This window comes from Micromonospora lacuserhaii (assembly GCF_036902735.1).
Taxonomy (GTDB): Bacteria; Actinomycetota; Actinomycetes; order Mycobacteriales; family Micromonosporaceae; genus Micromonospora.
Genome location: NZ_JBAKHO010000098.1, coordinates 1 through 8,887, shown reverse-complemented (window position 1 = coordinate 8,887; position 8,887 = coordinate 1). Strand labels below are relative to the sequence as shown.

Here is an 8,887-nt window from a genome sequence, read left to right as displayed (position 1 = left end):
GGGCCGCGCCACGAGCGCCGGTCCCGGCCGTCCGGTGCCCGCGCCGCGCCCCATCGGTGGCCTCGCGCAGCCCACCCCGCCGGCCTACGGCGCCGCGCCGGACACCCGGCCGGCACCGGTCACCCCCTGACGGGGGTCCTCGGCCCCGCGCCGCCGGCCGGCCCGAGTGCCGGGATGACCACGGTCACATCCCGCCACCGTCACGCCGCGCGCCCCCCGCGCCGTCGTATCGGCGTACGGATGCGACGAGGGAGGTTGGCGATGCGGGCACGGATCAACATGGCCGAGGTGGCGCCGGAGGCGTACCACGCGGTGCTGGGGCTGGAGAAGTACGCCCGGGCGAACGTCGAGCCCAGGGTGCTGGAGCTGGTGAAGCTGCGCGCGTCCATGCTCAACGGCTGCGCCTTCTGCGTGGACATGCACAGCCGGGAGGCGCTGGGCGCGGGTGAGTCCAGCCGGCGGCTCTTCGCGGTGTCCGCCTGGCGGGAGGCGCCCTTCTTCGACGAGCGGGAACGGACCGCGCTGGCACTCACCGACGCGGTCACCCGGCTCGGTGAGCACGGGGTCCCCGACGAGGTGTGGGACGCCGCCGCGGCGGTGTGGTCGGAGAAGGAGTTGGCCGATCTGGTGGTGGCGATCGCCACAATCAACGTATGGAACCGGGTCGCGGTGACCAGCCGGACCCAGCCGCCGACGGAGGCGTGACCGGGCTCGGGGCGGAGCAGGCGGCCGGTGCGCTCACCGCGCACCGGCCGATGCTGCTCGGGCTGGCGTACCGGCTGCTGGGCAGCGTCGACGACGCCGAGGACGTGCTCCAGGAGGCGTACCTGCGCTGGGTGGGCGTCGACCGGGCGGCGGTGGCCGAGCCACGGCGCTACCTGTCCCGGGTGGTGACCCGGCTGGCGCTGGACCGGCTGCGGGCCCGACGGGCGGCGCGGGAGGCGTACGTCGGACCGTGGCTTCCCGAGCCGGTGGCCACCGCGCCGTCGCCGTTCGGGCCGTTGGAGCGCGCGGAACTGCGCGACTCGCTCTCCGTCGCGCTGCTGCACGTGCTGGAGCGGCTCACCCCGCCGGAGCGGGCGGTCTGGGTGCTGCGCACCGCGTTCGAGCTGCCCTACGCGGAGATCGCCGGGATCCTCGACAGGTCCGTGGCCGACTGCCGGCAGTTGCACCACCGCGCCGAGGAGCGGGTCCGGGCGGACCGCCGCCGGTTCACCGCCGACCGGGCCGAGCAGGAACGGCTGCTGGACGCATTCCTGCGCGCCGCCCGCGAGGGCGACCTGACCACGCTGACCGCCCTGGTCGCCGAGGACGCGACCGCCTGGACCGACGGCGGGGGGCGGGTCCGGGCGGCCCGCAACCCGATCACCGGCGCGGACCGGATCGCCCGCTTCTTCATCGGCGTGCACGGACCCGGCCGGCTACCGCCGGCGGTGCGCCGGCTGGAGCTGAACGGGCAACCGGCCGCTCTGATCACCCGACCCGACGGCAGCACGTACGCGCTGACGGTGGCCGGCGCGGACGGCCTGGTCACGGGGGTGCACCTGGTCGGCAACCCGGACAAGCTGCGGTACGCGACGGGCTGATCGCCGGCCGGGCCACGCGCAACGGGCCCGGCCCACCGACAGGTGGTCCGGGCCCGCGAACGACCGGTACGCCGGCGGCGAGTCAGCCCAGCTCGGGGAACCAGAGGCCGATCTCGCGCTTGGCGCTGTCGGTGGAGTCGGAGGCGTGCACCAGGTTCTCCCGGTTGGACAGGGAGAGGTCACCGCGGATCGTGCCGGCGGCGGCCTTGCGCCCGTCCGTGCTGCCGATCATCGCGCGGACCACGTCGATCACCTCGTCACCGGAGAGCACCAGCGCGACCAGCGGCCCGCTGGTCATGAACGCCTTCAGCGGCGGGTAGAACGGCTTGTCCACGTGCTCGGCGTAGTGCTGGTCGGCGAAGGCGCCGTCCAGGGTCCGGGTCTCCATCGCGTCGATCCGCAGGCCCTTCCGCTCGAAGCGGGAGATGATCTCGCCGACCAGGCCACGGCGAACCGCGTCGGGCTTGATCAGTACGAGCGTGCGCTCATCCGGGCTGCTGCTGGACACGCTGGGTTCCTCCTGTGCGCGGAAGCCGGTCGGGCTGGGTACGGTCAGCCTAGCGACCCGGTCCCGGCGTCGGCGCGGCGGCTGCTCCTTCCCTCGGTTGCCGATCGGCCCTAGCCTGGCCTTACCCCTGGGAGGTCCACTGTGGCGAATGGCGGGAACCGCACCATCGCGCCGGTACGCAAGCTGATCGCCGCGGTGCTCGGCACCGTGGCCACCTTCGTGGTCCTGTTCGGTCTGGGGATGACCAGCTGGGCCATCGTCGCCCTCGGCGTGGCGCTGCTGGTGCTGGCGATCGCCCTGGCCACCGTGCGCGGCGGCGGGCGCACCTGGGTGGTCGGCGTCGGGCACGTGCACAGCGCCTCCGAGCCTCCCACGCAGTACGCCTTCGGCCGCTGCGAGCTGCAACTGGTGATCGACGCACCCGGCCTGCCGCCCCGGTCCAAGAAGATCATCGAGCCGCGGGTGCCGGTGGCGAAGTGGCCGTCGCTGGGGCAGGCCCTGCCGATCCGGGTGGCCCTCGACGATCAGCGGCACGTCCGGGTGCTCTGGGACGACGTGCCCACCCACGCCGAGACCGCCGCCACCGTGCCCGACCTGCCGCCCGAGTACGCCGACGCCGAGCCGCTCGACGAGATGCTGATCCAGCAGGAGGCCCCGCCGTGGGAGGGCCGTACCGCCGACGACGACTTCCACGACGACCTGCGCGAGGAGTTCCGGGACGCGCCGCCCGGCGACCCGTTCCGGTCGGACCCGTTGCGCGCCGAGCCGCTGCGGTCCGAGCCGCTGCCGCCGGACCCGGTGCGGGGCGACGCGCTCGCCGAGGACGTCGAGGTGCTGACCGACGAGCGGGAGCCGGTGGTCGTGCACCAGCGCCCGGGCGACGGGGTCGTGCTGGAGGGCATCCTGGTCGACGCGCCGTCCAGCGACCTGCCGCGGCGGGCGGCCACCCCGTCGCCGCGGACGCCGGCCGACGAGCGGTTCGACGCGCCGATCCTCGACCCGATCGACGTGCCGCTGGACGACCCCGCCCCCGCCGCCGGGCGGCTCGACCCGGACGAGCTGGGCGGACTCGACGAGGCGATCTTCGGCTACGACCCGGACGCGGAGTCGGCGGACCGGGCCGCCCCGTTCGGCGGCGTCGGGCTGACCCTGCTGGTCACCGACCTGTCCCGGTCGCTGGGCTTCTACGCCGACGTGCTGGGCTTCACCGAGGTCGACCGGGGCTCCGGCAACGCGGTGCTCGCCTCCGGCAGCACCCGGGTGGTGCTGCGGGAGGTCACCGGCGCCGCCCCGATCAGCCGTCGGCTGGTGCACGTCAACCTCGAGGTCGACGACATCGACGGGGCGTACCGGCGGCTCAAGGACTCCGGCGTCCGCTTCACGTACGCCCCCCGGGTGGTCAACCGGGGGGCGAAGCTGGAGGTGTGGGCGGCCGCCTTCAAGGACCCGGACGGCCACGGCATCGCGCTCACCCAGTGGCGGGAACGCGCCGACGCCTGAGCGGGTCAGCCGAGGATGACCCGCCGCACGTGCAGCGCATAGGCCCACACCAGGCCGAAGATGATGCCCAGCCCGAACAGCGACCAGTGCAGCAGCCCGGCCAGCAGGAGCAACCCCTGCAGGACCGTGCCGGCGGTCCAGGCCCACGGCCGGCGCATCATGCCGGCCAGCACGATCGCGGCGACGGCGAGCGTGACGATCGCCGCGATGGCGGCGCCGCCGAGGTCCCCGCCGACCAGCCGGATCGGCTGGATGGCCAGCAGCAGCACCAGCGCCTCCAGGCCGAGGGTGCCGGCCCCCAGGCCGCGCACCGCCGCCACCGGGTTGCGCAGGCCGGATCGCCGCTGACCGGGGGTCTGCTCCGGGTCCGGGCGGGCCGGGTTCGGGTCGCTCATCGCTTGAACAGCCGTCGGGCGTCGGCCACGGTCACCACCGAGCCGGTGACCAGCACCCCGACGCCGGAGAGCTCACCGGGCACGTCGGACTCGGCCTCGGCGACGGCCGCCTCGATGGCGTCCGGCATCTCCTCGGCCACCTCCACCCGGTCCGGTCCGAAGATCTCCCGGGCCAGCTCGGCCAACTCCTCGACCGGCATCGCCCGGGGCGAGCTGTTGCGGGTGACGACCACCGAGTCGAGCACCGGCTCCAGCAGCTCCAGCAGGCTGGGGGCGTCCTTGTCGGCGAGTACGGCGAGCACGCCGACCAGCTTGCTGAACGCGAACTCCTCCTGCAGGGCGGTGACCGTGGCGGTCATCCCGTGCGGGTTGTGCGCCCCGTCCAGCAGCACCGTCGGGGCGGTACGCACCTTCTCCAGCCGTCCCGGGGAGCTGGCCGTGGCGAAGCCCTCCCGGACGGCCTCCACGTCGAGCTGACGGTTCGTCCCGGCACCCAGGAACGCCTCGACGGCGGCGAGCGCCACCGCGGCGTTCTGCGCCTGGTGGGCGCCGTGCAGCGGGATGAAGATCTCCTCGTAGACCCCGCCGAGGCCCTGGATGCTGAGCACCTGACCGCCGACGGCGACGGCCCGGCGCAGCACGCCGAACTCGGTGCCCTCGCGGGCGATGGTGGCGCCCACCTCGACGCAGCGTTCGAGGATCGGCCGGGCCGCCTCGTCGTCCTGGGCCGCGCAGATCACCGTGGCGCCGGCGTGGATGATGCCGGCCTTGTGCAGCGCGATGTCCTCCAGCGTGTCGCCGAGCCACTCGGTGTGGTCCAGCCCGATCGGGGTGAGCACGGCCACCCCGGCCTGGATCACGTTGGTGGCGTCCTCGGCGCCGCCGAGGCCGACCTCGACCACCGCGACGTCGACCGGGGCGTCGGCGAACGTCGCGAACGCCAGCGCCGTGGTCATGTCGAAGTAGGTCAGCGGTTCGGCGGACCGTTGGTCGACCAGCTCGGCCAGGGGCGCCACCTCGCGGTACATGGTGACGAAGCGCTCCTCGCTGACCGGCTCGCCGTCCAGCGCAATGCGCTCCCGCACGGTCTCCAGGTGCGGGCTGGTGTAGCGGCCGGTGTGCAGCCCGAAGGCCCGCAGCAGCGAGTCGATCATCCGGGCGGTCGAGGTCTTGCCGTTGGTCCCGGTCAGGTGGATCGACGGGTACGCCCGCTGCGGGCTGCCGAGCAGGTCGAGCAGGGACTCGATCTTCTCCAGCTCGAACGCCATCCGGGTGAAACCTCGGGCGGCGAGCGCAGCGTCGACGGCGGTGAAATCGGTACGGTCGGTCACGAGGAAAGCGCCTCCAGAGCGGCGTTGATCCGGACCAGGTCCGCCTCGGCCACCGCCAGCCGTTCACGGATCTTGGCGACCACCGGTTCCGGGGCCTTGCCGACGAACGCCGGGTTGTCGAGCTTCGCCCGGGCCTGCGCGACCTCCTTCTCGGCGGCAGCGCGGTCCTTGGTCAGCCGGGCCCGCTCGGCGGCCACGTCGATCGAACCCCGGGTGTCCAGCGCGACGCTGACCTCGCCGGGCATGGCGAGGGTGGCACTGGCCTGGAAGTCGTCGCCGGGGGCGTCCAACCGGACCAGGGAGCGGATCAGCGGCTCGTGCGCCGCGATGCCGGCGACGGTCAGGCCCTCCAGCCGCGCGGCGACCCGCTGGGTCGGCCGCAGCCCCTGGTCGGAGCGGAACCGCCGGATCTCGGTCACCACCCGCTGGACGGTGCCGACCTCGCCCTCCGCGGCGTCGTCCACGAGGGTACGGTCGGCGACCGGCCAGTCGGCCGCCATGATCGTCTCGCCGCCGGTGAGGGCGCTCCACAGCTCGTCGGTGACGAACGGGATGACCGGGTGCAGCAGCCGCAGCAGCTGGTCGAGCACGTGGCCGAGCACCCGGCGGGTGGCGTCGGCGGCCGGCCCGCCCTCGGCGAGCACCGGCTTGCTCAGCTCCACGTACCAGTCACACACGTCGTCCCAGGCGAAGTGGTAGAGCAGGTCGCAGACCTTCGCGAACTCGTACGCCTCGAACTGCTCGTCCACTTCCGCGGTGACGTGCGCCAGCCGGGACAGGATCCACCGGTCGACCGTCGACAGCTCGCCGACGGCGGGCAGCGGCCCCGCGGTGTGCGCGCCGTTCATCAGCGCGAACCGGGTGGCGTTCCAGAGCTTGTTGCAGAAGTTGCGGGAGCCCTGGCACCACTCCTCGCTGACCGGCACGTCCTGGCCGGGGTTCGCGCCGCGGGCCAGGGTGAACCGGGTGGCGTCGGCGCCGAACCGGTCGATCCAGTCCAGCGGGTCGACCACGTTGCCGAAGGACTTCGACATCTTCTTGCCGTGCTCGTCGCGCACCATGCCGTGCAGGGCCACCACGTCGAACGGCTGGACGCCGTCCATCGCGTAGAGGCCGAACATCATCATCCGGGCGACCCAGAAGAAGAGGATGTCGTACCCGGTGACCAGCACGCTGGTCGGATAGAACTTCGCCAGATCGGGAGTCCGCTCCGGCCAGCCGAGGGTGGAGAACGGCCACAGGCCGCTGGAGAACCAGGTGTCCAGGACGTCCTCGTCCTGGCGCCAGCCCTCCCCGGTGGGCGGCTGCTCGTCCGGGCCGACGCAGACGATCTCGCCGTCCGGGCCGTACCAGACCGGGATGCGGTGACCCCACCAGAGCTGTCGGGAGATGCACCAGTCGTGCATGTTGTCGACCCAGGCGAAGTACCGCTTGGCCAGCTCGGCCGGCTCGATCTTCACCCGACCGTCGCGCACCGCGTCGCCGGCCGCCTTGGCCAGCGGGGCGGTGTTCACGAACCACTGCAGCGACAGCCGCGGCTCGACGGTCGTCTTGCACCGCGAGCAGTGCCCCACCGCGTGCACGTACGGCCGCTTCTCGGCCACGATCCGGCCCTGCTCGCGCAGGGCGGCGACGATCGCCGGCCGGGCCTCGTACCGGTCCAGGCCCTCGAACGGGCCGGGCGCGGTGATGACGCCCCGCTCGTCCATGATCGTCAGCGCCGGCAGGTCGTGCCGCTGGCCGATCTCGAAGTCGTTCGGGTCGTGCGCCGGGGTCACCTTGACCATGCCGGTGCCGAAGGCCGGGTCGACGTGCTCGTCGGCGACGATCGGGATCCGCCGGTTGGTGAGCGGCACGGCGACCTCGGTGCCGATCAGGTGGCGGTAGCGCTCGTCGTCCGGGTGGACGGCCACCGCGGTGTCGCCCAGCATCGTCTCGGCCCGGGTGGTGGCGACCACCACGTCGTCGCTGTAGCGGATCGAGATGAGCTCACCCTCGTCGTCGGTGTGCTCCACCTCGATGTCGGACAGCGCCGTGAGGCAGCGCGGGCACCAGTTGATGATCCGGTTGGCCCGGTAGATCAGCCCGTCGTCGAAGAGCTTCTTGAACATGGTCTGGACGGCCCGGGAAAGGCCCTCGTCCATGGTGAAGCGCTCACGGTCCCAGTCGACCGCGTCGCCGAGGCGGCGCATCTGGCCGAGGATCGCGCCGCCGGACTCGGCCTTCCACTGCCAGACCCGCTCGACGAACTTCTCCCGGCCGAGGTCGTGCCGGGACAGGCCCTCACCGGCGAGCTGCCGCTCGACCAGGTTCTGGGTGGCGATGCCGGCGTGGTCCATGCCGGGCAGCCAGAGCGCCTCGAACCCCTGCATCTTCTTGCGCCGGATGAGGGCGTCCATCAGCGTGTGCTCGAACGCGTGGCCCATGTGCAGCGAGCCGGTCACGTTCGGCGGCGGGATGACGATGGTGAAGGGCGGCTTGTCGCTCTCCGCCGAGGCCCGGAAGTGGCCGCCGGCTACCCACTGCTCGTACCGTCGCTGCTCTACCTCACCGGGCTGGTACTGGCCGGCAAGGGTCGGGGCGTCGGGGCGTCGGGCATCCAGTCTCTCGGTCACCCTGAAAGTCTACGGAGCGCTTCGGCGGACCTGACGTGCGCCACCTGTCATTCGCGTACGGTGGCGGACATGTCCGACGCACATCTCACCGAGCGTCAGCTCATCGGGGGGCCCGAGCCGGTCGACCTGACCGAGGAACCGATCCGGCTGAGCAACCACGACCCGGACGACCGGGCGGCCGGTCCGGCCTCCCGTCGGCGTCGGATCGCGCTGACCGTGGCACTCGTCGTGGGTCTCGCCGGCGCCGCCGCCCTCGGGGTGGCCGGCTGGCGGGTGGTCCAGCAGAAGGACACCCGGCTCGCCGCCCCGGACCGGGTTGGCGGCCTGACCCGGGACGACTCGGAGCGGGCCCGCAGCACCGCCGACTACCTGCGCAGCGGCTTCGCGGCCGACATCGACCTGGACCGAAGCTTCGGCACCGTCTACCGGGATCCGGCGGACGAGAAGCGGGCGATTCTGCTCTTCGGCGGCACCACCCTGCTCTGGCAGCCGGAGCGCGACCTGGACAGCCTCTTCGGCCTGATGGCCGACGAGACCGGCAAGGTCACCGGGGTACGCGAGGTGCCCGCCGGCAAGTTCGGCGGCGTGATGAAGTGCGGCACCGCGGGCAGTGACTTCACGGTCTGCGGCTGGGCCGACCACGGCAGCGTGGCGATGGCGATGTTCGCGAACCGGCCCGTCGACGACTCCGCAGGCCTGTTCCGCCAGATCCGCGAGGCCGTCCAGACCCGGCCCTGATCCACCGTCAGCTCCGCCCTGAGCCCGGCCGCCCCAGGCTATGGGGTTCGGCCTCGCCCCGCGGCGTTCGGCCTGGCCTGCTTCCGTCTGAGAAACATAGGTGGAAACGCATTCAGGGCCACCCCTGTTGGGGTGGCCCTGAATGGAATGGTTGTCCGGCGGCGTCCTACTCTCCCACACCCTCCCGAGTGCAGTACCATCGGCGCTGGAGGGC

Annotated in this window: 8 protein-coding genes; 4 read left to right on the top strand and 4 right to left on the bottom strand. The window is 72.9% G+C overall.

Features of this window, described 5'->3' with window-relative positions; genetic code table 11:
- Positions 1–261 precede the first annotated feature (261 nt).
- Positions 262–705: a carboxymuconolactone decarboxylase family protein gene (locus V6U81_RS28585; RefSeq protein WP_334494106.1), complete on the top strand. Its 444-nt coding sequence runs from the start codon at positions 262–264 to the stop codon at positions 703–705.
- The gene (sigJ, locus tag V6U81_RS28580; protein ID WP_334494105.1) at positions 654–1,586 is read left to right on the top strand and encodes an RNA polymerase sigma factor SigJ; all 933 of its coding nucleotides are present in this window, start codon (positions 654–656) and stop codon (positions 1,584–1,586) included. The genes V6U81_RS28585 and sigJ overlap by 52 nt, the downstream gene beginning before the upstream one ends.
- Before the next feature lie 82 nt (positions 1,587–1,668).
- On the opposite strand, the gene ndk is transcribed toward sigJ, so the two are convergent.
- Complete coding sequence (gene ndk / locus V6U81_RS28575) at positions 1,669–2,094, bottom strand: nucleoside-diphosphate kinase (RefSeq protein ID WP_334494104.1); 426 nt, start codon at positions 2,092–2,094, stop codon at positions 1,669–1,671.
- Between the two features lie 141 nt (positions 2,095–2,235).
- Between ndk and V6U81_RS28570 the strand changes: the two genes are divergently transcribed.
- Positions 2,236–3,594: a VOC family protein gene (locus tag V6U81_RS28570; protein ID WP_334494103.1), complete on the top strand. Its 1,359-nt coding sequence runs from the start codon at positions 2,236–2,238 to the stop codon at positions 3,592–3,594.
- Between the two features lie 5 nt (positions 3,595–3,599).
- Here V6U81_RS28570 and V6U81_RS28565 read toward each other — a convergent pair whose 3' ends face one another.
- The 3 genes from V6U81_RS28565 to V6U81_RS28555 are packed head-to-tail and all read right to left on the bottom strand — an operon-like array spanning position 3,600 to position 7,935.
- On the bottom strand, positions 3,600–3,989 hold the full coding sequence (locus V6U81_RS28565) for a DUF4233 domain-containing protein (protein ID WP_334494102.1): 390 nt from the start codon (positions 3,987–3,989) through the stop codon (positions 3,600–3,602).
- Positions 3,986–5,320 (bottom strand): bifunctional folylpolyglutamate synthase/dihydrofolate synthase, encoded by a 1,335-nt coding sequence (locus tag V6U81_RS28560; protein WP_334494101.1) that lies wholly within the window; start codon positions 5,318–5,320, stop codon positions 3,986–3,988. Before V6U81_RS28560 ends, V6U81_RS28565 begins: the two co-directional genes overlap by 4 nt.
- Positions 5,317–7,935 (bottom strand): valine--tRNA ligase, encoded by a 2,619-nt coding sequence (locus V6U81_RS28555; RefSeq protein ID WP_334494100.1) that lies wholly within the window; start codon positions 7,933–7,935, stop codon positions 5,317–5,319. The genes V6U81_RS28560 and V6U81_RS28555 overlap by 4 nt, the downstream gene beginning before the upstream one ends.
- A 69-nt stretch (positions 7,936–8,004) precedes the next feature.
- Here V6U81_RS28555 and V6U81_RS28550 point away from each other — a divergent pair, with 69 nt between their 5' ends.
- Entirely contained in the window at positions 8,005–8,673 is a 669-nt protein-coding gene (locus V6U81_RS28550) for a hypothetical protein (RefSeq protein WP_334494099.1), read from the top strand.
- Positions 8,674–8,887 lie beyond the last annotated feature (214 nt).